The sequence below is a fragment of the Ruegeria sp. B1 genome (genome assembly GCF_056535885.1).
Genome location: NZ_JBQFJA010000001.1, coordinates 4,017,983 through 4,041,419, shown reverse-complemented (window position 1 = coordinate 4,041,419; position 23,437 = coordinate 4,017,983). Strand labels below are relative to the sequence as shown.

The following is a 23,437-nucleotide window of genomic DNA, read 5'->3' as shown; positions in this document are numbered from 1 at the left end:
TGCTGATTGACTCAGAGGGGCGTTCGATCTGGGCTGCTTAAAGTCCAAGAAGGTGGACCCAGGGACGTCCGCCTTGAGGTCTCAATCCATATGGTAGAGCGATTCGTAAATAGGGATCAGCGTCCGGTCTTCGAATAGCGAAGACACACTTGTTCCGTTCCAGATATTCAGGATCGCCTGTGTAAAGATCGGAGCGGTTGGAACGATGCGGATATTCTTGGCCTTGCTCACCTCAGGGGTCGGTTCGATCGTGTCGGTCAGAACCAGAGACTTCATGACTGAGTTGGTCACACGCTCAACTGCAGGGCCGCTCATAACGCCGTGCGTGATGTAAGAGTGTACCTCTTTCGCGCCATTATCCAAAAGAACCTGCGCCGCTTTGCACAGCGTTCCCGCCGTGTCGCACATGTCGTCGACAATCAGGCAAATTCTGTCTTTAACGCTCCCGATCACCGTCATTTCGGCCACTTCGCCTGCTTTTTCGCGGCGTTTGTCGACGATCGACAGAGGTGCATTGATCCGTTTGGCCAATTCCCGTGCGCGCGCCACACCGCCCACGTCCGGCGAAACAACCATGATCTCGTCCATCCGGTCCCTAAACTGGTTTTTCACATCCAGCGCAAAGATCGGTGAGGCGTAGAGGTTGTCTACTGGAATATCAAAGAACCCCTGAATCTGAGCGGCATGCAGGTCCATGGTCAGAACCCGCTCGAGTCCCGCACCGGTCAGCATATTGGCTACAAGTTTGGCACTGATCGGTGTGCGGGCCTTGGTGCGGCGGTCCTGACGGGCATATCCGAAATAGGGGATCACGGCAGTGATCCGCGAGGCTGATGATCGGCGCAGCGCATCGGCGATAATCAGCAGTTCCATCAAATTGTCATTGGCCGGGTTCGAGGTCGGCTGGATGATAAACATGTCCTCGCCACGGACGTTCTCGAACACTTCAACGAAAATCTCTCCGTCATTGAACCGTTCGACCCGTGCATCGACCAGGCCCTGGTCAACGCCGCGATGCAGGCTCATGCGGCGTGCGATGGTTTCGGCAAGCGGAAGATTTGCGTTCCCAGCGATCAGCTTGGGTTCGTGAAGTGTCGGCATCGGCTGAGGTCCCCGGGCAGCAATGGCAATGTGACAGATTCGTGATGTTGACTCCGCTTAGCATGGCCTTACCGTCCCGCAAAGATAACGCAGCGGAGAAAGTGAACATGGCCGAGATTGACTACTTTTTTGCGACACTGTCGCCCTATTCCTACCTGGCGGGCCAGCGTTTGGAAGAGGTTGCCGCGAAACACGGGGCCACGATCAACTACAAACCGATGGACATCATTGCCCTGTTTGGCCGCACCGGGGGGACGCCACCGAAGGACCGACATGTCTCCCGCCAGGAGTACCGTGTTCAGGAATTGCAGCGTCAGGCCAAGAAACTCGGCATGGCGTTTAATCTGCAACCGGCACATTGGCCAACCAATATGGCGCCCTCGTCCTATGCGGTGATCGCAGCCATTCAGGACGGCTCAGGCGATGTTGGAAAACTATGCCATTCGCTGCTGCGCGCCTGCTGGGCCGAGGAAAAGGACATCGCCCAGGACGACGTGATCCGCGATTGCCTGACAGATGCCGGTTTTGACCCCAACCTGGCCGACAGCGGCCTACTCGTCGGAGCAGAAACCTATGCGGCCAATCTGGAAGAGGCGGTTGACCGGGGTGTGTTTGGTGCGCCCTTCTACATCACACCGGACGGTCAGCGCTTTTGGGGGCAGGACCGGCTCGACGATCTCGACCACCATTTGGCGGAGATGAAGGGGTGACATGCGAGGGTTCGCCCTCACACCCGACATTTGTCAGAGAGCTTGGAGGCGGCGCGCGCAAGGTGCTCGCCCTGCACTGCACGATTGCGCATTCCGGGGCATGGGCTGGGCTGGCGGCTGCGTTTGGGGATCAGGCAACGCTGATTGCGCCGGACATGCTCTCACATGGGCGCAGCCCGGATTGGGATGGTCACAGCGATGTTTTTGATGCGGTGACCGCGCAGGCACTAGACCAGATTGCAGAACCCATGGATGTGATCGGACATTCCTTTGGGGGGATGGTTGCCCTGCGTTTGGCCATCGAACATCCCGACCTGATACGCAGTGCTGTGCTGATCGAACCTGTATTCTTTGCGGTGGCCAAACAAGACGCACCTTTGCTTATGAAGCAGCATGACCGAGATGCGCAGCCCTATGCGGCAGCGCTGGCGGCGGGCGATGACAGGCTGGCCGCGCGTCTGTTCAATCGGTTGTGGACCGATGAAGACAGTCCACGTTGGCCCGATCTGCCTGAAAAGACGCGCGCAGCCATGGTGCGTGGGATGAAACTGGTCCCTCCGGTCGAAGACGTGTTGTTCGGCGACCGTTCGGGGTTTCTGAAACCGGGTATTCTGGATCAGGTCACCATGCCGGTTCTGCTGATGCGGGGCGCTGAGACGCATCCGGCGATTGCCGCAATCAACGCAGGTCTCCAGCGCCGCCTGCCCGCCGCCAGAGAGGTGTGCATCAACGGGGCAGGGCACATGCTACCCATTTCGCATCCTCAGGAAACAGCCGCGCAAATTTTCGAGTTCTGGTCGTCCTGCCCATGAACCGTATGCTCGATTCTAAAACCGGCCGCGTTGTCAAAGCAGCGAGAGAAAACGCTTGATTTGGTCCGTTCCAATGGACCAGTCGCAGACGAGGCGACAGGCCAGCATTTCATCCTCGTCAGCCCCATCCAATTCACACCCCCAGAGGTGATACACGGCCCCGGCTTCGTGCAGGTGCCGATGCGTGCGGCGGGGGAAGCTCGCAAAGATCATGTTGGCTTGCGGCTCATGCAGGAATGCGGCTCCGGCAGTGCGCAGGCCATCCGCCAGTTGCGCGCAGTTTGCGTTGGCTTTTCGAGCCGATCGCAACCACAGGTCATCTCGCAGATAGGCGGCCATCTGAGCGGACAAATAGCGGTGTTTGGAAAACAGATGCGCCCCCCGTTTGCGACGAAGCTCAAACTCCCAGGCTTTGCTTTCGTCGAAAAAGATCACCGCCTCGACGCCCATTAACCCATTTTTGGTGCCACCAAAGCTGACGGCGTCCATCCCGGATTTCCAAGTCATCTCGGCCGGCGAGCAATTCAGGGCCACCAGCGCATTGGTAAAGCGTGCGCCGTCCAGATGAACCGGCAGGCCGTATTCCTTTGCCACGTCGCAGAGCGCCTGCAACTCTTGCAGTGTGTAAACCGAACCCCGCTCGGTCACTTGCGTGATGGAAACCGGACCACGCTGCGGTCCATGCACGCCACGGGTTTCCTCGGCCAGGATCGACTTGCGCAGGGCCTCGGGGGACATCTTGTCGCCACCAGGTACCAGGGTCAGCTTTGCCCCGGTGTAGAATTCCGGGGCATTGCACTCGTCCTCGTGGATATGGGCCACGGGTGAACAGAACGCGGTGTCCCAGGGATTTGACAGAGTGGCCAATGCCAAAGAATTTGCCGCCGTCCCGGTCGCCACAAGATAGACTGCGGCCCCCGGGGCTTCGAAAATCCCTCGAATCCGGTCGCGCACTTCGTTCATCAACGTGTCCGCGCCATAGGCCATCTGATAGTCTTGATTGGCCTCAGCCAGCGCTGTCAGAACCTCGGGGTGAACCGGCCCGGAATTGTCAGAGGCAAAATGCATCAGTTGGGTTCCTCAATAATGTATTCTTCCCAGTCTTCTTCGGGCGTCTCGAACTCTGACACGGTACGTCCTTTCACCGATACACCTGCAGCATGGACGCTGTCTGGCGTACCAGACAGTAACGGGTGCCAGTCGTAAAGAGGTTTGCCCTCCCACAACAACCGATACGCGCACGTCTGTGGCAGCCAATACGCGTGCGTGTCGATATTGTCAGGCGTCATTACGATACATTCCGGAACAAATTGGTGCCGAATGTCGTACTGTGTGCACCGACAGCTTTCATCGTCCAGCAAGCGGCAGGCCACGCAGGTCAAGGCAACCTCGCCCGTGTCCTCGTCTTCCAGCTTGTTCAGGCAGCATTTGCCACAGCCGTCACACAGGGCTTCCCATTCGCGCGGGTTCATCTTGCGCAGGGGTTTGCGTTCCCAAAAACGCGGGGACAGGTCCGAACGATCAATCGGGTCTTTGCTCATTCGGCCGCCAGCAGGGTGCGTGCACGGTCGCAATCAGCATCCATTTGCGCGACCAGCCCGTCCACTCCATCGAAGGTCATCTCGGGGCGCAGGTACTCGACCAATCCAACGGACAGGGTTGCGCCGTACAGATCGCCGGAGAAATCGAAAAGGAAGGTTTCGATATTGGGAACCTCGCCATGAAACATCGGCCGTACACCGATCGATGCGGCTCCGTGATAGCTGCCCGTATGTGGGCCATCCAGCACATCCACAAGAACGGCGTAAACGCCAAACGCGGGGGGGTGAAGGCCTTCGATGGACATGTTGGCGGTGGGATACCCCAATTCGCGCCCCCGCTGTTCGCCGCCAACCACTTCACCCTCGATCCGGTGCCAGTGGCCCAGCATTGCCGCCGCATCACGCGGGCGGCCGTCGCTGAGCGCAGTGCGGATCGCGGTCGATGAAACCACGTTTTCCGAGCGTTCCATCAGGGGCGCGATGGTAACGCCAAACCCCATCTCCTTACCGAACCGGACCATATCGTCTGCCGTTCCACTGCGCCCTTTTCCGAAGCAGAAATCAGCGCCGACAACGACATGAGACAGGCCGAGCCCGTCGCAGATCACGTCGCGTGCAAACTCTTCCGGCGCCAATCCGGCCAGGGCTGCGTTGAACGGCAGTTCATACAGCTTTTTCACACCCAGCTTTTCCAGGCGGTGCGCCCGTGCGCTGCCCCGCATCAGACGGAACGGAGCGGCGTCAGGCGCGAAAAACTCACGCGGGTGCGGCTCAAATGTCAGCACGCCCAAGGGTGCGTCGGGCGCCGCACTGCGGGCCAGTTCTATGACCGAACGGTGCCCGATATGGACACCGTCAAAGTTTCCGATCGCCGCGCTTGCGCCGCGATCTTCTAGCTCGACAAACTGGAAATCCCGGATGATGTGCATGAGGCTTGGGTACTGTCCCACAGGGATATGTTCAAGCACCTCATTTTCGAACCAGGCGTGATTTACGCGTTCGCATGCCGCCTGATCATCGAAATTCCGCTTCCTTCTCGTTCGACCCTAGGGGCTTCGCCTTTTGTCCGGGTTGGCAAAGCCGCTGACACCGTTACATCGCTTTCAATCGCGCACGGATGTACTTTGCCGCCGATCTGAAATGGCTTGGTCCGGCGGCCTCGGCCCATCGCCCGGGCGTCCAGTTATTGTTGCCCCCTTTCATGGGGCCACCATACAGCTCTGAGTCCGGGTTCGCCTCGATAAACGCGATCAGCTTTGCGTACCTGTCCTCCAGTGCTGCGATTGCCGCGCCCCACGACAGGCCCGCCTGCGTCTGGCGCAGCTCGGCGTTGTAGCGCTTAAGCTCGTTCCACTTGTATCCTTTAGCCGGGAAGTAAACGGGTTTCCCAGCCTGCCCATCGGCGTACCAGCTCAGGAACAGGTCGATCCAGTGCGCGCGATGCCCGATCACGTCCTTTATCGACGTGTCATCTTCGTCTTTTTGCAAGGCCTTCTGGTCAGTTACCGGCGCAATCAAGGCCTGCAGCTTGGCAAATTCCTTTTGAGTAATGTCCAGAAGATCAGATTTGTGTGTTGCAGCCATCATCCACCATCAACGTAGCTGGTCCGATTGCGGTGCAGCCTGCCTTGATTGAGGAGAACGCCATATGACCCAGATCAACACTTGCCGCGATTTACAAACGGGGCAGTAAATCGTTATGCGCTGGGTTCCCGGATCAGTCGAATTTGCGTGACGGAGCCAGAACCATGGCTTCGCCGACCAGCACCTTTTTGCCATCCACCGAACAGTGGCAATCCAGCTTGACGCGGCGTTTGGAGAAGTCGATATCGACGACCTTGACCTCGGCATAGACCATGTCGCCGGGGCGGACAGGGGCCAGAAACTTGAGCGATTGGCCCATGTACACCGTCCCATGGCCAGGCAGTTGTTCTCCGATCACCGCCGAGATCAGGCCTGCCGTCAACATTCCGTGGGCGATGCGGCCCTCGAATATCGTATCGCGGGCGTAGTCATCATCCAGATGCACCGGGTTCCGGTCGGTAGAAACCTGCGCGAACATTTCGATATCTTCGTCCGTCACCACTTTGCGCAGGTGCCGGCTCATGCCCATTTCGATGTCTTCGATACAGATCGTTCCGCGTGGAAGATTGTCCAACATGTCACCCTCACTCGATATCGGCCGTGAAAGAAAAAATCACCAACGGCCCAGTGTTGGCAACTTTATTACTTCGCAACTGCAGAAAATCAAGCCCTAAATGGCTATCTCAGGCGCCCAATTGTGTAGGTCGGATTGATTTTTTCTTGCCGAATATAGTCGGCCAGCGACTCGGCATGCGGGTGATGCGATGTTTTGGTCTCGGCAGCGGCCAGCCCACCCGAGATAAAGAGCGTATCGATTCCCTCACCCATACCACCCATGATGTCGGTGTGTGGGCCATCTCCGATCGCCATGATGTCACCATCTGCGATATCCGCCCCCAGTTCCTGCAGCCGGCGGCGGGCCAGATCGTAGATCGGCGGATGCGGTTTGCCGAAATACAGGCTCTCGCCGCCCATTTCGGTGTACAGCCGTGCCAAAGCGCCGGCACACCATTCGCGCACCTCACCCCGGTCCACGACAATGTCAGGATTCGCACAGAGCAGTTTCAGGCCCATTTGTTTGGCATACAGAAAGTCGGGTCGGTTCACATCGGGGTCTGCCATCGGGTCGAACGGGCCACAGCACACAATGCCTTCGGCCTGATCCAACGGAACGCTTTCAATATGAATAGGGTGGTGCAGAATTTTCAGCGGCTCGAAAAAGCCCGCGTCCCGCTGCCATTCCCCCATGAAATACACTTTGTGCCCAACCACGCCCCGAAACATCGCGGACCGCGCCGAGTCACCGCTCGTTGCAATGGTGTCGTATGAATCCGCCGGCACATTGAAATGAACCAGCTGTTCGGCAACCCCTGCGCGGGGTTTGGGAGAGTTGGTGACCAACACGACATATCCGCCCATGGCCCGGTATTGCTGCAGGGCAGCAACGGCCTCGGGGAACGCGGTGATGCCATTGTGCACACAGCCCCAAAGATCAACAAACAGCGCGTTGTAGCGTTCGGAAATGTCGCTGAGAGCGTGAATGATCTGGGTCATAGAGCCTCTTTCGGCAGAGCAGAGTACGGCCAAGCCTATGGCAGAGCTTGACCAGTTTTGCCAGAGGGTGCTGCCCCCGCCGTCCGTTCTGGGCGTCTTGACCTCTGAGAGCTCAGCCGATCAGACCTTGAGGTTCGGGATGATCTGCTTTTTGCGGCTCATCACGCCGGGCAAAACAACGCTGTCTCCCTCAACCGACGCGCCAAAGCTCTTTTCAGCAACGCCTTTGACCACATCGTTTGGCACCAGCAAGGTGGCTTCTTCGTTCAGGATGTCGACCACGAATAGCAGAACCTGATCGACGCCGTCTTCCTGGGCGACATCGGTCATCGAACCAGCCAGGCTGTCCTTGCGGTCCAGTACAACGCCGGGTGCCGTGGTTTCCAGAACCGAAACGCGGAACTTGGTGCCGTCCACTTCGTATTCCTTGCTGTCCATGCGAATAAGTTCGGCATCCGAGAAGGACGAGACATCCGACTTGGCCGCAAACATGTCGGCCGCATAAGCCGAAACGTCGAGACCGAGATCTGCCGCCAGTTTCTCGGCGACATGGCGGTCATGCGCGGTGGTCGTGGGTGAGCGGAACTCCAGCGTGTCGGACAGGATGCATGTCAGCGCAGCGCCTTTGATAGCTTCTGGCATTTTGGCGGCATCTTGGCCCATCAGATCGACCAGGATCGTCGCGGTGCAAGCCAGCGGGCGCACGGTGATGTCGATTGGGCCTTTGGTTTCCAGGCCACCGACCAGTTTGTGATGGTCGATGATCGCCCGGATATCGGCGCTGTTGATGCTGGCGGGCAGCTCTGCCGGGTTGTTGGTGTCAACGATAACAACCGGCGTATCCTCGGCCACGTCGCCGATGATGCGCGGCTTGGGCAGGTTCCACCGATCCAGCATAAAGGCAGCTTCGGTGTTCGGATCACCCAGCAATACGGGTTCGGCGGGCTCACCTTTGATCTCGTTAAGATACCAGGCCCAGATGATGGGCGACCCGGTCGAGTCGGTATCGGGGGATTTGTGACCAAAAACCTGAATTGTCATGTCTGCGTCCTGAGGATTGGAAATTTGCGCGCCTTATAGGGCGGGCAACGGGCATTGTCACGCATCGTCAATTTTGCTGCGACGGTAGGTCTGAATTTCGGGTCAACTGCCTAGAACGGTGCTCGTGTCAGAGTATATCCAGCCTGATCTAATTGGTTCAGCAATCCGTGATCGCCGCTCAGATGGCCCGCACCAACAGCAATAACCGCGGTCTGATCCTGAATGTCCAAAATGTGCTGCATCCAGTTGGCGTTGCGTTCGACAAGCAATTGTTGCTCGAACCCCTCCCACTCTTCATTGAATTCTTCGGTAGACAGACCAGACAGTTCAAGACCCTGCAACTGCGCCAGTTGGAGAATTTCGGCGTGTTTTTCTTCCATATAGGCGTTTGCCATAGTGGCCAGTTGATCCTCGCTGCCCTGCATTGCATCGGCTAAACGCACAAGCGACTGAACTTGTTCTTCAAGGGGATGGCTATCAAACATCGCCATCAGGTCCTCGATCTGTTCCAGAGAGTGCTGCGGGATACCTCGCGCTTCGGCCAGCTCGGTTAGGCGCGCGTCCATACCATTGTTGGCATCCGGGTCTTCCATCAGGCAGGTTGGAATGCCCAGCATCATGCTCAGAAACCACGGGCGCATCTTTGCCGCCATCCACGGCGGTATTCCGCGTTCTGTCAGCTTGGATGAAAGCTCGGACCAGTCGTCTTCGGTCATAAGATCGATCAGCGTCGGACCAGAGGTAATCAGAACCGGACTGAGATCTTGGGCCAGGTTCCGCTCGAACCTGTCCATCGCATTTTGCGTGACCTCAAAATAGAACGCATCAGCCTTGCCCAACGTCGGCGTCAGGCGTTCAACAACGGCCTCCATACGGGCGTCACTGGTGTGAAGGGTCCCGATCAGGTGCAGGACCGTACCGTCTTTGGTTGCAATCCAATGGTTGCCCTCGGGAAATGGAATGCCGTCCAAGGCCTGTTGCAATTGTGCCTTTGCTTCGGGCGTCATGTCGGGCCTGAGATCGCGCCCGTCACAAGCCGCCTGAACCGAAACAGGCAACAGCAGAAAAACAAGGAAGGTCAGCAATCGCATTCTGAAAACCCTGAACGTGATAAAAGTCGCGCCCAAGACATAGCGGCGCAACGCGATGCTGTTCAACCCATTGGAAACTGAACGTCTGGCAATCACGAGTAAATTGCATAGCATAACACCATGGACCGCGAGCAGGATCTTTACCCACCTATCAAGGCGCTTCTGGAGCGTCAGGGTTACACCGTCAAAGGTGAAGTTGGTGCTGCCGATATCGTTGCTGTGCGCGACGAGGAAGCTCCGGTGATCGTGGAGCTCAAACTTAAGTTCTCATTGGCCCTCTTTCATCAGGCGATAACCCGGCTGAAACTGACCGATCAGGTTTATGTTGCGGTGTGCAAGCCCAAGGGGCGCAACGCCCGGCGCCTGCTCAAAGACAACCTCGCCCTGTGTCGCCGCCTGGGTTTGGGTCTGATAACGGTTCGGTGTGATCGGACGGTTGAGGTACACTGTGATCCCGGTCCGTATGCGCCACGCAGGGACAAGAAAAAGGCGGCGCGGCTTTTGCGTGAATTCGACCGTTTGCAGGGCGACCCGAATGCGGGCGGTGCGACTCGGCACGGTATTGTTACCGCTTATCGCCAGGATGCCTTGAGATGCGCGAGCCACCTGGCGGAAAGCGGTGCCACGCGTGGGGCCGCGGTTGCCAAGGCCACTGGAGTACCCGAAGCGACGCGCCTGATGCGTGAGAACCATTACGGGTGGTTCGAAAAGGTGGATATCGGCATTTATGCATTGTCTGAGGCCGGTTATAAGGGTCTCAAGCATTGGGCATATAGCTGGGAAGACCCCGATTGACGGCTGGTCCCGGCCGAATTCCACCCTGGGGAAAATTTTCCCGTACTCGTTGTTGACACGGTGCGTACGACCCCCTAGCTATTCGGCGTTATCACTCAAGTAATCCGAGTGCTAACGCCTCGCCATCCGGCGGGGGGAGGATTAACAAACTTTGAGCCCAAGGAGCTGCAAAGATGGCATTGAAACCGCTTCATGACCGTGTGCTGGTTCGCCGTGTGGAAAGCGATGAAAAAACCGCAGGCGGACTGATCATTCCCGACAGCGCAAAAGAAAAGCCCAGCGAAGGCGAAGTCGTCTCGACCGGCGAAGGCGCGCGCAAGGACAGCGGCGAGTTGATCGCGATGGCTGTTAAGGCTGGCGACAAGATCCTGTTCGGCAAATGGTCGGGCACCGAGGTTCAGATCGACGGCGAAGAGCTGCTGATGATGAAAGAAAGCGACATCATGGGGATCATCGAGTAAGCCTGCGCGCTTTCTCTGATCTTCATCTCAATATATTTTCTCAAGGAGAAACAACATGGCTGCTAAGGACGTCAAATTTGACACCGATGCCCGTAACCGCATGCTGGCAGGTGTGAACATCCTGGCCGACGCTGTTAAAGTGACCCTGGGCCCCAAAGGCCGCAACGTGGTTCTGGATAAATCCTTTGGCGCACCGCGCATCACCAAAGATGGTGTAACCGTTGCCAAGGACATCGAACTGGAAGACAAGTTCGAAAACATGGGCGCGCAGATGGTGAAAGAAGTTGCCAGCCGCACCAATGACGAAGCCGGCGACGGTACAACAACCGCAACCGTTCTGGCCCAAGCCATCGTTCGCGAAGGTCTCAAGCAGGTTGCAGCAGGCCTGAACCCGATGGACCTCAAGCGGGGCATCGACCTGGCAACCTCCAAGGTTGTTGAAGGTATCAAAGCTGCGTCGCGCGAAGTCAAAGACTCGGCAGAAGTTGCCCAGGTCGGCACCATCTCAGCCAACGGCGAAGCTGAAATCGGCCAGCAGATCGCAGACGCGATGCAGAAGGTTGGCAACGAAGGCGTTATCACCGTCGAAGAAAACAAAGGCCTGGAGACCGAGACCGATGTTGTCGAAGGTATGCAGTTCGACCGTGGCTACCTGTCGCCTTACTTCGTCACCAACGCAGACAAGATGGTTGCAGAACTCGACGACTGCATGATCCTGCTGCACGAAAAGAAACTGTCGTCGCTGCAGCCGATGGTTCCGCTGCTCGAGCAGGTGATCCAGTCGCAAAAGCCGCTGCTGATCATTGCTGAGGATGTTGAAGGCGAAGCGCTGGCAACTCTGGTTGTCAACAAACTGCGTGGCGGCCTGAAAATTGCTGCTGTTAAAGCACCAGGCTTCGGCGATCGCCGCAAAGCCATGCTGCAGGACATCGCGATCCTGACCGGCGGTCAGGTTATCTCGGAAGATCTGGGCATGAAGCTCGAGTCCGTGACCATGGACATGCTGGGCACCGCCAAGAAGATCGAAATCACCAAAGACGAAACCACCATCGTTGACGGTGCAGGCGAGAAAGCCGAGATCGAAGCCCGCGTTGGCCAGATCCGCACCCAGATCGAAGAAACCACCAGCGACTACGACCGTGAGAAGCTGCAAGAGCGCGTTGCTAAACTGGCAGGCGGTGTTGCCGTGATCCGCGTCGGCGGTATGACCGAAGTGGAAGTGAAAGAGCGTAAGGACCGTGTGGACGATGCTCTGAACGCGACCCGCGCTGCCGTTCAGGAAGGCGTTGTTGTCGGCGGCGGTGTCTCGCTGGTCCAGGCTGGCAAGGCTCTGGAATCTCTGGAAGGCGAGAATGCTGACCAGAATGCCGGTATCAACATCGTGCGTAAGGCAATCGAAGCGCCGCTGCGTCAGATCGCTGAAAACGCAGGTGTCGACGGTGCGGTTGTCGCTGGCAAGGTTCGCGAATCCTCGGATGCGTCCTTTGGCTTCAACGCTCAGGCCGAAGAATATGGCGACATGTTCTCGTTTGGTGTCATCGACCCCGCCAAGGTGGTTCGGACCGCTCTGGAAGACGCATCGTCTGTTGCCGGTCTGCTGGTCACCACCGAAGCCATGGTGGCCGACAAGCCCGCCAAGGAAGGCGCGGCACCGGCCGGCGGCATGCCCGACATGGGCGGCATGGGCGGCATGATGTAAGCTGACCGAGCCATAGTGCTTACTTACGGGGTCGCCTGCGGGCGGCCCCGTTTTATTTTGATCCATCAAAGACGCGGCGCAGTGCCGATCAGAAGAAAGAGAATGTGCAAGGCGGTAGGAAAGCGCTATGCGGTTGATATGAAACTGTTCCTGCTCACTTCCCTGACCATGTGCGCCTTTGCTTCGAATTCGATTCTGAATCGCCTTGCAATCGACAGCGACGCCAGTGATCCCGCCGGGTTTGCAGTGGTGCGCGTGCTGTCTGGCGCAATTGTGTTGGCCGCACTGGTTTTCTTGCGTGGCGGTCAATTGCCCCTTCTGAACCGGCGGCGGGCCGTCGGAGCGGGGTCTTTATCGCTCTATATGATCGGGTTCTCGTTGGCCTATCTGACACTGGATGCCGGGCTTGGGGCGTTGATCCTTTTTGGTATTGTGCAGATCACCATGTTTGCCGCGAACACACTGACCGGATCGATACCTTCAATTCGGCAACTGGCCGGCGCAGGGATTGCGTTGAGTGGTCTGGCTTATGTGCTCTCGCCGTCCGGCCCGGTTCAGGTGGACCCGGTGGGGGCCATGTTGATGATGGCGGCCGGGGTCGGCTGGGCCGTCTACTCTCTGGCTGGCCGCAGCGAACCGGATGCGTTGCAGGAAACAGCGGCTAATTTCGTGGTGGCTTTGCCTGTCACAACGCTTGCTTTGATGGTCACGGTCGATGGGTGGCATATGACCGGTTTTGGATATCTGCTCGCCATTGTGTCGGGCGGCGTGACATCCGGTCTTGGATACGCGCTGTGGTACCGCGTGTTGCCTCAGCTTGCACCTGCTGTTCCGGCTGTTGTGCAACTCAGCGTGCCGGTCATTGCCATCGTCGCAGGTGTCGTGTTGTTGGGAGAGATCGCCGGAAGCCGTTTGCTGATCGGCACCGTGCTTGTTCTCGGCGGTATCGGATTGGCGGTCTTGCGCCCGAAGGCAGGCTAGGTCTTTCATCGACACAGGATTGGCTTTATCTGGCGGGTATGAGACTCCTGTGCGCCTTGTTCCTTTGCCTGTTTGCCACGGCGGCCCATGCGAAATGCGTGGTCTTGCTGCATGGGCTGGCGCGGACCGAGGCGTCTTTTTCTGTCATGGAGCAACTGTTCAAGACCCATGGATATGAGGTTGTGCGCCCGGGTTATCCCTCGACCGATCTGGGGATACCTGAACTGGCCGCCCAGACCCTGCCAGACGCTTTTGCCGCTTGCGGGGATGATACAGTCAACGTTGTGGCGCATTCCATGGGCGGCATATTGTTGCGCCACTGGTTACAGGACAACCGTCCGGAAAACCTGGGGCGGGTAGTCATGCTTGGCCCGCCGAACCAGGGCAGCCAGCTGGTTGATGAGTTGAGCGCGTGGGAAGTGTTTGGCTACCTGAACGGGCCGGCTGGGCTTCAGCTGGGCACAGGCCCCGAGGGCATTCCGCGTAAACTGCCCACGGTCGATTTCGAACTGGGCTTCATCGCTGGTGAAAACTCGTTGAACCCGCTGTTTTCGTCGCTGGTCGACGGTCCGGATGACGGCAAGGTTTCGATTGAAAGCACCAAGGTCGACGGAATGACAGATCATATTGTACTGCCGGTGACGCACACATTCATGATGAATAACCCCCGCGTCATGGCGCAGGCGTTGCATTTCATCGAGTTCGGGCAGTTCGATCCACAGATCACCTGGCTGGATGGCGTGATGGACGTCATAGACGAGATCTGCATCGGCGAAGACTGCGCTGAACCCGACTCGGAACCCACGCGATGACCGCTCTCGACCTGACGCTCTCCGGCGCGGAGGTTCTGTTGCCGGAGGACGGGCTGACGCCTGCTGACCTGTCCATCGCTGACGGATTGGTGCAGAAGGATCGGGTAGGGCGCCGGATCGATCTGTCCGGATATCTCATTCTGCCTGGGATCGTGGACCTTCATGGCGACGGGTTCGAACGCCATATTGCGCCGCGCAGGGGCGCGATGAAACAGATGTCCGAAGGTATCCTGTCCGTTGAGGCGGAACTGGCCGCAAACGGGATTACCACCGCCGTTCTGGCCCAGTTCCACAGTTGGGAAGGCGGTGTGCGCGGACCTGAATTTGCTGCGCAGGTCTTTGGAGCAATCGCTTCGGTCAGGGGCACGGTCGTCACCGATCTTATCCCGCAACTGCGTTTTGAAACCCATATGCTGGATGACTATGACGGATTGCCAGACCGGATCGTCGGGTGGCAGGTGCCCTATGTCGTTTTCAACGACCATTTGCCACATGACCGGCTGGCACAGGGGCGCACGCCCCCCCGTCTGACAGGACAAGCCCTGAAGGCCGGGCGCAGTCCCGAAGCGCATCTTGAGATGTTGCAAACCATGCACGCGCGCCGGGACGAGGTGCCCGCTGCCGTCGAAGCCCTGTGCGCAGACCTGCTCCGACTGGGTGTGCGCTTGGGCAGCCATGATGACGCGACGGCGGACACGCGTGAATGGTGGCGTAAGAGAGGCGTGTCCATTGCCGAGTTTCCGGAAACACTGGAGGTTGCCGAAGCGGCTCGTGCTGCTGGTGATCATATCATTCTGGGCTCACCCAATGTGGTGCGGGGCGGATCGCATAAGGGCAATGCCAGTGCAGTGGACCTGATCGCGATGGGTCTGTGTGATGCGTTGGCGTCCGACTACCATTACCCCAGCCCGCGTCGCGCCGCGTTGATGCTGGCCAAAAGCGGTCTGCTGGACTTGGCGGGCGCATGGGACCTCATATCGTCCGGCCCGGCGCAGGTTTTGGGTCTGACCGACAGGGGAAGGTTGATGCCCGGACAGCGCGCGGATTTAGTCATCCTTGACGCTGAAAGCGATCGGGTCGCCGCCACTGTGGCGGGCGGGCGTTTCAGTTATCTATGCGGAGACATCGCCGCGCGATTCATCGCATGACATGATCCTGGCCCTTCATCTTTTCCCAAATACTCCCGCCGGAGGCATCGTGCGACAGCACAACCACCCCTAGCGTATGATCCGGTTGAAATGGCCCATCTTGCGCCCGGTCTTGACCTCGGCCTTACCGTAAAGATGCAGCGCCACATCCCGCTCACCCGCCAGATCCGGCACGCGGTCCATGTCTTGGCCGATCAGGTTCTCCATCACCACATCCGAATGACGCTGCCCGTCGCCCAGCGGCCAGCCCGCCACGGCGCGGATATGCTGTTCGAACTGATCGACGGCACAGCCGTTTTGTGTCCAGTGGCCTGAATTGTGTACGCGCGGAGCGATTTCGTTCACGATCAACCCGTCCGGCGTCACGAACAATTCGACCCCCATGACGCCCACATATTTTAGGGCGTTGAGGATGTTGGCTGCCAACAGAACTGCGTCCGTGCGCTGCGTCGGGGGCAAACGGGCCGGAACAGTAGTTGTGTGTAAGATACCGTCGCGGTGCACATTTTCGCCGGGATCAAAACAGGCCACCTGACCGTCCAGTCCCCGCGCCGCTATGATGGAAACTTCATGCGTGAACGTCACAAACCCTTCCAGAATGGCAGGCGCCCCCGCCATCTCGGCCAGTGCGGTTTTGGCATCACCTGGTATCCGCAGGCGCACCTGACCTTTGCCGTCATAACCAAAACGACGGGTTTTCAGGATAGCGGGTGTACCAATCTCATCCATGGCCGCGCGCAGGCTTTCGGCATCTGTAACGTCGGCGAAGGGTGCCGTCTGAAGCCCCAGATCCTGCAGAAAGGTCTTTTCGGTCAATCTGTCCTGACTGACCCGCAACGCCTCACGTCCGGGTCGAATCGGGCGATGCGCTTCCAGAAGGTCCAGCGCTTCGGTCGGAATGTTTTCAAACTCGTAGGTAATGACGTCGACCGAGTCCGCAAAGGCAATCAGAGCTTCTGTATCGTCATAGGGCGCCGTTGTGATCCGGTCGGCGACCTGACCCGCAGGTGGATTTGCACCCGGTTCGTAGATGTGGGTGACAAATCCCAGCCGCGCCGCAGCGACCGACAACATGCGTCCCAACTGCCCGCCACCGAGAATTCCAATTGTCGCCCCGGGGGCGAGCATGTCCGTCATCGTCACGTCTCCAAACGTTTTTCTATCGCAGTCAGGGCGGAACGCAGCACCTCGTGCACTTGGCCCGACCGTAACGTGTCCGTCATCTGCAAGCTCAGCGTGCCTTCCGTGGCCAGCGCGTCGCGCTCTTGGGCCAGTTGCCCGGCTCCGCCTTTTTCCATCGTTGCAAGGAAGCCTGCCACCAACTGAGTTGTGTAAAACTCCGACCGGTCCGCATCGCCCGTTTTCTCTGCCAGCCACCCGGCGCTGGTGGCCATCAGATCCAAAAGGCCGGGAACAAGCGCGCAGATTGCGAAATGCGCGTTCAACGCCGCCTCATCCGTCACCTTGACCACCGGGTTTTCCGGTTCAAAAAGAGCGGCCAGCAGGCGATCATTGCCATAAGCGGCCAGCGGGCAGCCCCCGGCCTGCAAAAAGCCTAAGGGAATGGTTTGTACAAAGTCCGAAACAGGCGTACACATCTCAGCAAGCTGATTTTTTGAAACGTCAGCCATAACAGACACGACCTGTTGATCCTTCCGAAATGTCAGCGGGCCCAAGACCTCGCTAGCGCGGTTCGGGCGCAGACACAGGACGACAATCTCAGCAAAATCGACAACGGTCTGCGGTGAGCCAATGGTGACGCCCAACTCGGCCCGCAAAGCCGCGGATACATCGGCACTTCGCTCGGTGACCGCAATTTCGTGCCCTCGGGCGGCCAAAAATCGCACCATTGGGGCCGCGATATGGCCGGTTCCGATAAAGCCTATGCGGCTCATCCCTCGGGCTCATCGGCAATCGAGGCCGACAGAGCAGCACGCCATGCCTCCAGCCGGTCGGCCAGTGATGCATCCTGCAACGCCAGAATGCCAACCGCCATCAGCCCTGCATTTGCCCCGCCCGTCGCACCGATTGCCATGGTCGCGACCGGAAATCCCTTGGGCATCTGCACAATGGAGTAGAGGGAATCCACGCCGGACAAGGCACGTGTCTGTACCGGCACGCCGATGACAGGAATCCGGGTTTTTGAGGCCATCATACCAGGCAAATGTGCCGCACCGCCTGCGCCCGCGATGATCACGTCCAACCCGCGCTGGGCGGCGGTTTTTCCGTATTCCCACAGACGATCAGGGGTGCGATGGGCCGACACGATGCGCTTTTCGTAGGGCACGCCCAGTTCGTCCAGAATATCGGCAGCTTCCTTCATCGTGGGCCAATCCGACTGGCTGCCCATGATGATTCCCACTTTGATCTCACCCATCCGCTCGTATCCCCGGCATGTCAAAGAGCGCGCACTATAGCCAAATCCGCCTTCGTGGCAATGTGTTAGGGCCTTCCCGTCGCATGTCAGGCGATAATGTCAGGGGTCAAACGGTCTTCGATCAGGCGGATGAGGTCTTTCAGCTTCAATTTCTGCTTTTTCAGACGCTTAATGGTCAGTTGATCCGACGTGCCTGTGGCCTGCAATGCTTCGATGGCTTCGTCCAGATCCCGATGTTGTCGACGAAAAACCTCCAACTCAACTTTCAGAACTTCATCTGTTTTCATCGAAAGGTCGGTAGGCGCGTTCATGGGCGACTCAATTTGGTAGGTGGTGCATTCCACACAGAATAGTGTGTTGAGGTGAATCCGGCCAGACCTTGTGGACATCCTGATTTCTTCCCATATTCTAATATGTGCGGTTGCCTAAGCAGGGACCGCGCCAAACGTCGCTTTGACAATAAAGGACGAGAAAACGTGTCAAAACTTACTCTTGGCTCATACCCGCATCTTTTGGGGTTCGAGCAGTTGGAACGCCTTCTGGAACGGTCTGCAAAGGCCGGCAATGAAGGGTATCCGCCCTACAATATCGAACAGACCTCGGATTTCTCCTATCGCATCACCCTGGCCGTAGCCGGTTTTGCAGAAGAGGATTTGTCGATCACCATCGAAGATCGTCAACTGGTGATCCGGGGTCGTCAGAGCGACGACACAGAGGGCCGTGTGTTCTTGCATCGCGGCATCGCCGCTCGGCAGTTTCAGCGGATGTTTGTCTTGGCCGATGGCGTCGAAGTTGGCGAGGCGATCATGGAAAACGGACTATTGCACGTGGATCTGACACGCGCCGTTCCGGAGACCGTGGTGCAGACAATCAACATAAAAAAGGGGTAAGAGCTATGAATACACCAATTGAGATCAACACTGAAGGCGACCGGATCGTTTATGTCAAAGTCGTGGATGTGGCCGACCTGCCGCGTGATCTGCGCGATCAGGCGGGCGATTTGGACCATCTTTATGCCGTACACGATTCAGATGGCCAGCAATTGGCGCTTGTGGCCGACCGCAAGCTGGCCTTTTCTCTTGCGCGACAGCACGATCTTTCGCCTGTGGCCGTTCACTGAAACGGCCCTGCGATCCTTGAAACGACGTGATGAGGTCCGGAAACAGGGCGCATGAGCTGGTACAGTTTTGATTGGGTGGACGCCTTTAGTGATCGCGCTTTTGGGGGCAATGGATGTGCCGTCGTTCATGACGGCGCTGTACTCCCCGAGGATGTGTGTACCGCTTATGTCCGCGAAACCTCGCTGGTGGAATGCACATTTACCGGGCCGTCCGACATTGCCGATGTGCATGTAAGATACTTCCTCGCCAGCCGCGAAATCCCATTTGCGGGCCATCCGACCATCGCCACGGTTGCGGCCATGCGCTCCCGTGGACTGATCAGTGGCGATGCGTTGACCCTGGAGACCGGCGCAGGTCTGGTGTCGATCCAGCTGAACGGCGACGAAATCGAAATGACACAGATCGCGCCGGAGTTTGGCGTACACGTCCCCGAAGATCTGGTCGCTTCCGCCATTGGGCTAAGGACAGATGCAATCATTTCACCGCCCCGGATGGTTTCAACCGGATTGCCGTTCTGTATTACGGTCCTGTGCGATCACGAAGCCTTGCGGGCCGCGCGTTTGTACGAGGGCCCTCTGCGCAAGGTTGCCGCAGCCGCTGGGCATTCCGGATCTGATATGGCCGAGCCGTTTTTGGTGACGCTACAAGGCGCGACATCCGCCGGTGACACGTTCTCGCGTCTTTTGATGGCGCCGCCCAGCCCGCCCGAGGACCCTTTTACCGGATCGGCTACTGGTGCCATGGCTGCCTACCTTTGGAAATACGGGTTGATGGAAAAGGACAGGTTTGTCGCCGAACAAGGGCATGATATGGGCCGTCCGGGTCAGGCGATAGTAACCCGGGTCGGCCCGATTGCTGCCATGACCGGAATCAATGTCGCCGGACGCGGTCACGTCTTGATGCGCGGGCAGGTCGATTTGCCCGAACGCCTGGCATGACCGAACCGGCCATCGCCATCCTGCCCTATGGCCACCGCTTGGGCCCGAAGCTCGGCCGCGTACCGCTTTCCGATCTCATCTGGCCTGAAGGCTGCCCGGATCGCCTGATAGGCAAAACAGTGACTGAACTCGCGCCTACGGATCACCTGATCATGTATCCGAATTCAACTGTGCATCTGCGTCTGCGTCGGGGCACGCGGGCACAAATCTCGCTGATGATGGGCGAGCCGTCTGCCATTCATGGCAAACACGACCGGATGCTGCGGTTTACCTGGCGACGGTTTTTTCGCGTGCTCACCTTTCACGACGTCTTGCTGCAAAGCCTCCCGAACGCCGTCTTTCTGCCCTATGGCGCGACCATGGTGCCCGATTGGCGCGATTTGCCAGTCCAAAAAATTAAATCCTGCTCTCTGATCGCGTCGGCCAAACGTGACCTTGCGGGACATCAACTGCGCCATTCCGTCATTGACTGGGTGCGTGACACCGGCGCGGATGTCGACATCATGGGGCGCGGCTATACACCCTTTGAACACAAGTCCGACGGTTTGGCGCCTTACCGTTACTCGGTAGTGATCGAGAACGTCCAGGAAAAGAACTATTTCTCGGAAAAGCTGATCGATGCGATCCTGTGTTCGACCGTTCCGATTTATTGGGGTTGCCCGAACATCGCGGATTTCATGGACACTGCTGGCATGGTTCTGTGCGAAACCGAAGACGAAATTCATAAGGCCATCAGCGCCACGTCGGTCGAGGACTACGCAAATCGTTTACCCTATTTGACAAAGATCCAGTCGAAAGCAGCGGATTTCGGCGATTTCGAACGGCGCGCCGTTGCGACAATTAGAAAAGAGCTGAGAGTTGCCTGATTTTATTTAAATTACAACGCTTTAAAAGGAATTCGACGCTCCGGCCCGCACCAAACATCTTGACAGTCGTGCCACTTTCATGAGTAGCTTTGTTTTTATTCGTTTTTTAGTCTATTGGGGGTCATATTATGACGCACGTCGTTACTTCGGAAAAGTACCAATCGGATGATGTCGTAGTCGAAGAGACGCAAATAGAGCTCATTGATGGCGAGTTCTCATTTACAAGACAGCTCGAGGATTTTGATGCAGATACACTTGTCGTAATTCATAGAATTTCAGGTCACGTGGAAATCAAAGCTGACATACCATCTAGTGAAACTCAGGAAAGCGAGCTTGGGCAGGTTTTTAAAGGTGAAACAAGCGGTGCTGTACCTCTATATTTTAGTTTTGCTTCTCGTGGGGTGGCAAAACTAAAGGTTATCATTTCTCAAGTTCGACGCGGCTTTTCCAGCGCTTTTCGCGGCTTGCCCTGTAAGCTCTGTAAATTGGCCTTGAAAACAATAGCTTCAACTATTTTAGTTCAGCTTGGAGTCCCAGTTCTGCCCACTGGCGAGTTTGACTTGAAGAATGCAATCAATAGCGTGCTGAATGTCGCCGCTGATATTGCTAACGGAGTGTACGGTCAGGTGGTCGAAGCGCTGTCCAGCCTCCTTCCAACGAACTGGTGGAACGTGGTGCTCAATGTGCTTCATGCTGCGAATTGGTTGTGGAATGTCACTGACGCTTTTTTCGAGAAAATCTGCCGTCTTTTGGGCATGTGTCCTCCCGCACAGCCTGCTGCCCAACCCTAAGTCGCATTTAATATATGACAGAAAGCCTGAGATGGTGATCTGGCGGTTTTGGAAACAATAGCTTCCCAATAACAAAAAGGCCCTCGCATCAAGAGGGCCTTTTTTCACTCTTGATCCTTACGACCCGGCGATCAGGCCCATGCTTTCCAGTTTCAGCAGAACCTGATGGGCGCAGTTGTCGACTTCAACATTCTCGGTCTCAACGCGCAATTCGGGATTTTCCGGCACGTCATACGGGTCCGAGATACCAGTGAACTCTTTGATCTTGCCCTCACGCGCCAGTTTGTAGAGCCCCTTGCGGTCACGGCGCTCGCATTCCTCGATGCTGGTGGCCACATGCACTTCGCAGAACGCGCCAAAGGCTTCGATATCTTCACGCACCGCGCGCCGGGTGGTCTCATAGGGTGCAATCGGCGCGCAGATGGCAATACCACCATTCTTGGTAATCTCGCTGGCCACATAGCCGATGCGGCGGATGTTCAGGTCGCGGTGCTCTTTGGAGAATCCCAATTCGGAAGACAGGTTCTTTCGCACGATATCCCCGTCCAACAGGGTCACGGGACGACCGCCCATCTCCATCAGCTTGACCATCAGCGCGTTGGCGATGGTGGATTTGCCCGAGCCTGAGAAACCGGTGAAAAACACGGTAAAGCCCTGCTGGCTGCGCGGTGGGCGTGTTTTGCGCAATTCGGCCACGACTTCTGGAAAACTGAACCAGTCCGGAATTTCCAGCCCCTCGGCCAGACGGCGGCGCAACTCGGTGCCTGAAATGTTCAGGATGGTGACGTTGTCCCTGTCCAGAATCTCGTCATTTGGCTCGTATTGGGCACGTTCCTGCACATAAACCATGTGTTTGAAGTCGACCATCTCGACGCCGATCTCGTCCTGATACTTGCGGAACAGGTCCTGCGCATCATAGGGGCCATAAAAGTCCTCACCGGCCGAGTTCTTGCCGGGGCCCGCATGGTCGCGTCCCACAATAAAATGCGTGCAGCCATGGTTGGCCCGGATCAGACCGTGCCACACCGCCTCGCGCGGGCCAGCCATGCGCATCGCCAGGTTCAGCAGCGACATCGAGGTTGTAGCCGCTGGGTATTTGTCCAGAACGGCTTCATAACAGCGCACGCGGGTAAAGTGGTCCACGTCGCCGGGTTTGGTCATGCCGACGACCGGGTGAATCAGCAGGTTGGCCTGTGCCTCCTTTGCGGCGCGGAAGGTCAGTTCCTGATGCGCGCGGTGCAGCGGGTTGCGGGTCTGGAAGGCCACGATTCGGCGCCAACCCAGTTTGCGGAAATAGGCCCGCAATTCGTTGGGCGTATCGCGCCGCGCGCGAAAGTCGTAGTGGACGGGCTGCTGAATGCCAACCACAGGCCCGCCGAGATAAACCTTGCCTGCAACATTGTGCAGATAATTGACGGCCGGATGCGCCTGATCGTCTGCGCCAAACACATGTTCGGCCTCGCGTGCTTTGTCGGGTGTCCAGCGGTCGGTCACCGTCATGGTGCCCAGGATGACACCTTCCTGATCGCGCAGCGCAATGTCCTGGCCCAGCTCAATCTGATCTGCGAAATCCGCGCTGACATCCAGAGTGATCGGCATCGGCCACAGAGTGCCATCCGCCAGACGCATGTTCTCGACAACGTTGTTGTAATCCGCCTCGCTCAGAAAGCCTTTGAGCGGGTTGAACCCACCATTCATCAACAGTTCAAGGTCGCAGATCTGGCGCGGGCTCAAATCCCAGCTTGTCAGATCGGCGGCCTCAACCTTCAGCTTTTGCGCCGAGTCATAAGAAACATACAATTCGGAAATGGGCGCCAGATTGCTTAACATCGTCATCAGAATACTCTTATCGCAGTGTTGTTTTGCCAGTGTGTCGCAGTTGTGGAGGGCATTTGCCCCGGCTGTCCGACGAAGTCCACAGGCCTTAATGAAACAAAGGACGATATGCGCGGTTTTTCTCTGGAATGGAAGGATTTTCCGCGCCCTAGGACAAAACGGAACCGCAGTTCCCGGT

Annotated in this window: 27 protein-coding genes; 13 read left to right on the top strand and 14 right to left on the bottom strand. The window is 57.6% G+C overall.

Annotation, left to right across the window (positions count from 1 at the left end; genetic code table 11):
- Window positions 1-81: 81 nt before the first annotated feature.
- Window positions 82-1,101, bottom strand: coding sequence for a ribose-phosphate pyrophosphokinase (locus ACR3ES_RS20055; RefSeq protein ID WP_170429376.1), 1,020 nt, complete (start codon window positions 1,099-1,101; stop codon window positions 82-84).
- A gap of 107 nt (window positions 1,102-1,208) precedes the next feature.
- Here ACR3ES_RS20055 and ACR3ES_RS20050 point away from each other — a divergent pair, with 107 nt between their 5' ends.
- Entirely contained in the window at window positions 1,209-1,811 is a 603-nt protein-coding gene (locus ACR3ES_RS20050) for a 2-hydroxychromene-2-carboxylate isomerase (protein ID WP_170429379.1), read from the top strand.
- On the top strand, window positions 1,808-2,623 hold the full coding sequence (locus ACR3ES_RS20045; protein WP_170429383.1) for an alpha/beta fold hydrolase: 816 nt from the start codon (window positions 1,808-1,810) through the stop codon (window positions 2,621-2,623). Before ACR3ES_RS20050 ends, ACR3ES_RS20045 begins: the two co-directional genes overlap by 4 nt.
- 33 nt (window positions 2,624-2,656) lie before the next feature.
- On the opposite strand, the gene ACR3ES_RS20040 is transcribed toward ACR3ES_RS20045, so the two are convergent.
- The 8 genes from ACR3ES_RS20040 to ACR3ES_RS20005 all read right to left on the bottom strand — a co-directional run bounded on the left by ACR3ES_RS20040 (window position 2,657) and on the right by ACR3ES_RS20005 (window position 9,434).
- Window positions 2,657-3,691, bottom strand: coding sequence for a beta-eliminating lyase-related protein (locus tag ACR3ES_RS20040; RefSeq protein ID WP_170429386.1), 1,035 nt, complete (start codon window positions 3,689-3,691; stop codon window positions 2,657-2,659).
- Window positions 3,691-4,164, bottom strand: a complete 474-nt coding sequence (locus ACR3ES_RS20035; RefSeq protein ID WP_170429388.1) for a YcgN family cysteine cluster protein — start codon at window positions 4,162-4,164, stop codon at window positions 3,691-3,693. The genes ACR3ES_RS20040 and ACR3ES_RS20035 overlap by 1 nt, the downstream gene beginning before the upstream one ends.
- Entirely contained in the window at window positions 4,161-5,093 is a 933-nt protein-coding gene (locus ACR3ES_RS20030) for a bifunctional riboflavin kinase/FAD synthetase (RefSeq protein WP_170429754.1), read from the bottom strand. The genes ACR3ES_RS20035 and ACR3ES_RS20030 overlap by 4 nt, the downstream gene beginning before the upstream one ends.
- Before the next feature lie 163 nt (window positions 5,094-5,256).
- Window positions 5,257-5,748 (bottom strand): ClbS/DfsB family four-helix bundle protein, encoded by a 492-nt coding sequence (locus ACR3ES_RS20025; protein WP_170429391.1) that lies wholly within the window; start codon window positions 5,746-5,748, stop codon window positions 5,257-5,259.
- A 133-nt stretch (window positions 5,749-5,881) separates the two neighbouring features.
- The gene (locus tag ACR3ES_RS20020; RefSeq protein WP_170429394.1) at window positions 5,882-6,325 is read right to left on the bottom strand and encodes a MaoC family dehydratase; all 444 of its coding nucleotides are present in this window, start codon (window positions 6,323-6,325) and stop codon (window positions 5,882-5,884) included.
- Window positions 6,326-6,426: 101 nt separating this feature from the next.
- Window positions 6,427-7,302 (bottom strand): TIGR01459 family HAD-type hydrolase, encoded by an 876-nt coding sequence (locus ACR3ES_RS20015; RefSeq protein WP_170429396.1) that lies wholly within the window; start codon window positions 7,300-7,302, stop codon window positions 6,427-6,429.
- A gap of 120 nt (window positions 7,303-7,422) precedes the next feature.
- Window positions 7,423-8,343 (bottom strand): manganese-dependent inorganic pyrophosphatase, encoded by a 921-nt coding sequence (locus tag ACR3ES_RS20010; protein WP_170429399.1) that lies wholly within the window; start codon window positions 8,341-8,343, stop codon window positions 7,423-7,425.
- Between the two features lie 110 nt (window positions 8,344-8,453).
- Window positions 8,454-9,434: a TraB/GumN family protein gene (locus ACR3ES_RS20005; RefSeq protein ID WP_170429402.1), complete on the bottom strand. Its 981-nt coding sequence runs from the start codon at window positions 9,432-9,434 to the stop codon at window positions 8,454-8,456.
- A gap of 120 nt (window positions 9,435-9,554) precedes the next feature.
- On the opposite strand from ACR3ES_RS20005, the gene ACR3ES_RS20000 reads away from it, so the two are divergent.
- The 6 genes from ACR3ES_RS20000 to ACR3ES_RS19975 all read left to right on the top strand — a co-directional run bounded on the left by ACR3ES_RS20000 (window position 9,555) and on the right by ACR3ES_RS19975 (window position 15,330).
- Window positions 9,555-10,229, top strand: a complete 675-nt coding sequence (locus ACR3ES_RS20000; RefSeq protein WP_170429405.1) for a DUF2161 family putative PD-(D/E)XK-type phosphodiesterase — start codon at window positions 9,555-9,557, stop codon at window positions 10,227-10,229.
- Window positions 10,230-10,402: 173 nt separating this feature from the next.
- Entirely contained in the window at window positions 10,403-10,690 is a 288-nt protein-coding gene (locus tag ACR3ES_RS19995) for a co-chaperone GroES (RefSeq protein WP_170429407.1), read from the top strand.
- 55 nt (window positions 10,691-10,745) lie between these two features.
- Entirely contained in the window at window positions 10,746-12,389 is a 1,644-nt protein-coding gene (groL, locus tag ACR3ES_RS19990; RefSeq protein WP_170429410.1) for a chaperonin GroEL, read from the top strand.
- Between the two features lie 138 nt (window positions 12,390-12,527).
- Window positions 12,528-13,370 (top strand): DMT family transporter, encoded by an 843-nt coding sequence (locus ACR3ES_RS19985; RefSeq protein ID WP_170429757.1) that lies wholly within the window; start codon window positions 12,528-12,530, stop codon window positions 13,368-13,370.
- Window positions 13,371-13,408: 38 nt separating this feature from the next.
- Window positions 13,409-14,182, top strand: coding sequence for an esterase/lipase family protein (locus tag ACR3ES_RS19980; RefSeq protein ID WP_480424301.1), 774 nt, complete (start codon window positions 13,409-13,411; stop codon window positions 14,180-14,182).
- Window positions 14,179-15,330 carry an alpha-D-ribose 1-methylphosphonate 5-triphosphate diphosphatase gene (locus tag ACR3ES_RS19975; RefSeq protein WP_170429416.1) on the top strand — a complete coding sequence of 384 codons (1,152 nt, stop codon included), beginning with the start codon at window positions 14,179-14,181 and terminating at the stop codon, window positions 15,328-15,330. Before ACR3ES_RS19980 ends, ACR3ES_RS19975 begins: the two co-directional genes overlap by 4 nt.
- Before the next feature lie 69 nt (window positions 15,331-15,399).
- On the opposite strand, the gene ACR3ES_RS19970 is transcribed toward ACR3ES_RS19975, so the two are convergent.
- The 4 genes from ACR3ES_RS19970 to ACR3ES_RS19955 all read right to left on the bottom strand — a co-directional run bounded on the left by ACR3ES_RS19970 (window position 15,400) and on the right by ACR3ES_RS19955 (window position 18,018).
- Complete coding sequence (locus ACR3ES_RS19970) at window positions 15,400-16,467, bottom strand: 5-(carboxyamino)imidazole ribonucleotide synthase (protein ID WP_170429419.1); 1,068 nt, start codon at window positions 16,465-16,467, stop codon at window positions 15,400-15,402.
- Window positions 16,468-16,469: 2 nt separating this feature from the next.
- Window positions 16,470-17,225 carry an NAD(P)-binding domain-containing protein gene (locus ACR3ES_RS19965; RefSeq protein WP_170429421.1) on the bottom strand — a complete coding sequence of 252 codons (756 nt, stop codon included), beginning with the start codon at window positions 17,223-17,225 and terminating at the stop codon, window positions 16,470-16,472.
- Window positions 17,222-17,707 (bottom strand): 5-(carboxyamino)imidazole ribonucleotide mutase, encoded by a 486-nt coding sequence (gene purE, locus ACR3ES_RS19960; RefSeq protein WP_170429424.1) that lies wholly within the window; start codon window positions 17,705-17,707, stop codon window positions 17,222-17,224. Before purE ends, ACR3ES_RS19965 begins: the two co-directional genes overlap by 4 nt.
- A gap of 86 nt (window positions 17,708-17,793) precedes the next feature.
- Window positions 17,794-18,018, bottom strand: coding sequence for a DUF465 domain-containing protein (locus tag ACR3ES_RS19955; RefSeq protein ID WP_170429428.1), 225 nt, complete (start codon window positions 18,016-18,018; stop codon window positions 17,794-17,796).
- 165 nt (window positions 18,019-18,183) lie between these two features.
- Here ACR3ES_RS19955 and ACR3ES_RS19950 point away from each other — a divergent pair, with 165 nt between their 5' ends.
- The 5 genes from ACR3ES_RS19950 to ACR3ES_RS19930 all read left to right on the top strand — a co-directional run bounded on the left by ACR3ES_RS19950 (window position 18,184) and on the right by ACR3ES_RS19930 (window position 21,423).
- On the top strand, window positions 18,184-18,597 hold the full coding sequence (locus ACR3ES_RS19950) for an Hsp20 family protein (RefSeq protein ID WP_170429431.1): 414 nt from the start codon (window positions 18,184-18,186) through the stop codon (window positions 18,595-18,597).
- Between the two features lie 5 nt (window positions 18,598-18,602).
- Window positions 18,603-18,827, top strand: a complete 225-nt coding sequence (locus ACR3ES_RS19945) for a DUF1150 family protein (RefSeq protein ID WP_170429434.1) — start codon at window positions 18,603-18,605, stop codon at window positions 18,825-18,827.
- Window positions 18,828-18,878: 51 nt separating this feature from the next.
- On the top strand, window positions 18,879-19,766 hold the full coding sequence (locus tag ACR3ES_RS19940; protein ID WP_170429437.1) for a PhzF family phenazine biosynthesis protein: 888 nt from the start codon (window positions 18,879-18,881) through the stop codon (window positions 19,764-19,766).
- On the top strand, window positions 19,763-20,632 hold the full coding sequence (locus ACR3ES_RS19935; protein WP_170429440.1) for a glycosyltransferase family 10 fucosyltransferase: 870 nt from the start codon (window positions 19,763-19,765) through the stop codon (window positions 20,630-20,632). The genes ACR3ES_RS19940 and ACR3ES_RS19935 overlap by 4 nt, the downstream gene beginning before the upstream one ends.
- 128 nt (window positions 20,633-20,760) lie before the next feature.
- On the top strand, window positions 20,761-21,423 hold the full coding sequence (locus ACR3ES_RS19930) for a hypothetical protein (RefSeq protein ID WP_170429443.1): 663 nt from the start codon (window positions 20,761-20,763) through the stop codon (window positions 21,421-21,423).
- Between the two features lie 117 nt (window positions 21,424-21,540).
- Here the strand turns inward: ACR3ES_RS19930 and ACR3ES_RS19925 are convergent, their stop codons facing one another.
- Entirely contained in the window at window positions 21,541-23,259 is a 1,719-nt protein-coding gene (locus ACR3ES_RS19925) for a bifunctional sulfate adenylyltransferase/adenylylsulfate kinase (RefSeq protein WP_170429446.1), read from the bottom strand.
- Window positions 23,260-23,437 lie beyond the last annotated feature (178 nt).

Excerpts from the sequence above, each read along its gene's own strand:
- ACR3ES_RS19925 (WP_170429446.1), bottom strand. The coding sequence starts at position 23,259 with ATGACGATGTTAAGCAATCTGGCGCCCATTTCCGAATTGTATGTTTCT.
- ACR3ES_RS19995 (WP_170429407.1), top strand. The coding sequence starts at position 10,403 with ATGGCATTGAAACCGCTTCATGACCGTGTGCTGGTTCGCCGTGTGGAA.
- ACR3ES_RS20000 (WP_170429405.1), top strand. The coding sequence starts at position 9,555 with ATGGACCGCGAGCAGGATCTTTACCCACCTATCAAGGCGCTTCTGGAG.
- ACR3ES_RS20055 (WP_170429376.1), bottom strand. The coding sequence starts at position 1,101 with ATGCCGACACTTCACGAACCCAAGCTGATCGCTGGGAACGCAAATCTT.
- ACR3ES_RS19930 (WP_170429443.1), top strand. The coding sequence starts at position 20,761 with ATGACGCACGTCGTTACTTCGGAAAAGTACCAATCGGATGATGTCGTA.
- ACR3ES_RS19975 (WP_170429416.1), top strand. The coding sequence starts at position 14,179 with ATGACCGCTCTCGACCTGACGCTCTCCGGCGCGGAGGTTCTGTTGCCG.
- ACR3ES_RS20025 (WP_170429391.1), bottom strand. The coding sequence starts at position 5,748 with ATGGCTGCAACACACAAATCTGATCTTCTGGACATTACTCAAAAGGAA.
- ACR3ES_RS19940 (WP_170429437.1), top strand. The coding sequence starts at position 18,879 with ATGAGCTGGTACAGTTTTGATTGGGTGGACGCCTTTAGTGATCGCGCT.
- ACR3ES_RS20005 (WP_170429402.1), bottom strand. The coding sequence starts at position 9,434 with ATGCGATTGCTGACCTTCCTTGTTTTTCTGCTGTTGCCTGTTTCGGTT.
- purE (WP_170429424.1), bottom strand. The coding sequence starts at position 17,707 with ATGGGTGAGATCAAAGTGGGAATCATCATGGGCAGCCAGTCGGATTGG.
- ACR3ES_RS19985 (WP_170429757.1), top strand. The coding sequence starts at position 12,528 with ATGAAACTGTTCCTGCTCACTTCCCTGACCATGTGCGCCTTTGCTTCG.
- ACR3ES_RS20040 (WP_170429386.1), bottom strand. The coding sequence starts at position 3,691 with ATGCATTTTGCCTCTGACAATTCCGGGCCGGTTCACCCCGAGGTTCTG.
- ACR3ES_RS20030 (WP_170429754.1), bottom strand. The coding sequence starts at position 5,093 with ATGCACATCATCCGGGATTTCCAGTTTGTCGAGCTAGAAGATCGCGGC.
- ACR3ES_RS20015 (WP_170429396.1), bottom strand. The coding sequence starts at position 7,302 with ATGACCCAGATCATTCACGCTCTCAGCGACATTTCCGAACGCTACAAC.
- ACR3ES_RS19955 (WP_170429428.1), bottom strand. The coding sequence starts at position 18,018 with ATGAACGCGCCTACCGACCTTTCGATGAAAACAGATGAAGTTCTGAAA.
- ACR3ES_RS19945 (WP_170429434.1), top strand. The coding sequence starts at position 18,603 with ATGAATACACCAATTGAGATCAACACTGAAGGCGACCGGATCGTTTAT.
- ACR3ES_RS19970 (WP_170429419.1), bottom strand. The coding sequence starts at position 16,467 with ATGACGGACATGCTCGCCCCCGGGGCGACAATTGGAATTCTCGGTGGC.
- ACR3ES_RS19980 (WP_480424301.1), top strand. The coding sequence starts at position 13,409 with ATGAGACTCCTGTGCGCCTTGTTCCTTTGCCTGTTTGCCACGGCGGCC.
- ACR3ES_RS19965 (WP_170429421.1), bottom strand. The coding sequence starts at position 17,225 with ATGAGCCGCATAGGCTTTATCGGAACCGGCCATATCGCGGCCCCAATG.
- ACR3ES_RS20020 (WP_170429394.1), bottom strand. The coding sequence starts at position 6,325 with ATGTTGGACAATCTTCCACGCGGAACGATCTGTATCGAAGACATCGAA.
- ACR3ES_RS20050 (WP_170429379.1), top strand. The coding sequence starts at position 1,209 with ATGGCCGAGATTGACTACTTTTTTGCGACACTGTCGCCCTATTCCTAC.
- ACR3ES_RS20035 (WP_170429388.1), bottom strand. The coding sequence starts at position 4,164 with ATGAGCAAAGACCCGATTGATCGTTCGGACCTGTCCCCGCGTTTTTGG.
- ACR3ES_RS20010 (WP_170429399.1), bottom strand. The coding sequence starts at position 8,343 with ATGACAATTCAGGTTTTTGGTCACAAATCCCCCGATACCGACTCGACC.
- groL (WP_170429410.1), top strand. The coding sequence starts at position 10,746 with ATGGCTGCTAAGGACGTCAAATTTGACACCGATGCCCGTAACCGCATG.
- ACR3ES_RS19935 (WP_170429440.1), top strand. The coding sequence starts at position 19,763 with ATGACCGAACCGGCCATCGCCATCCTGCCCTATGGCCACCGCTTGGGC.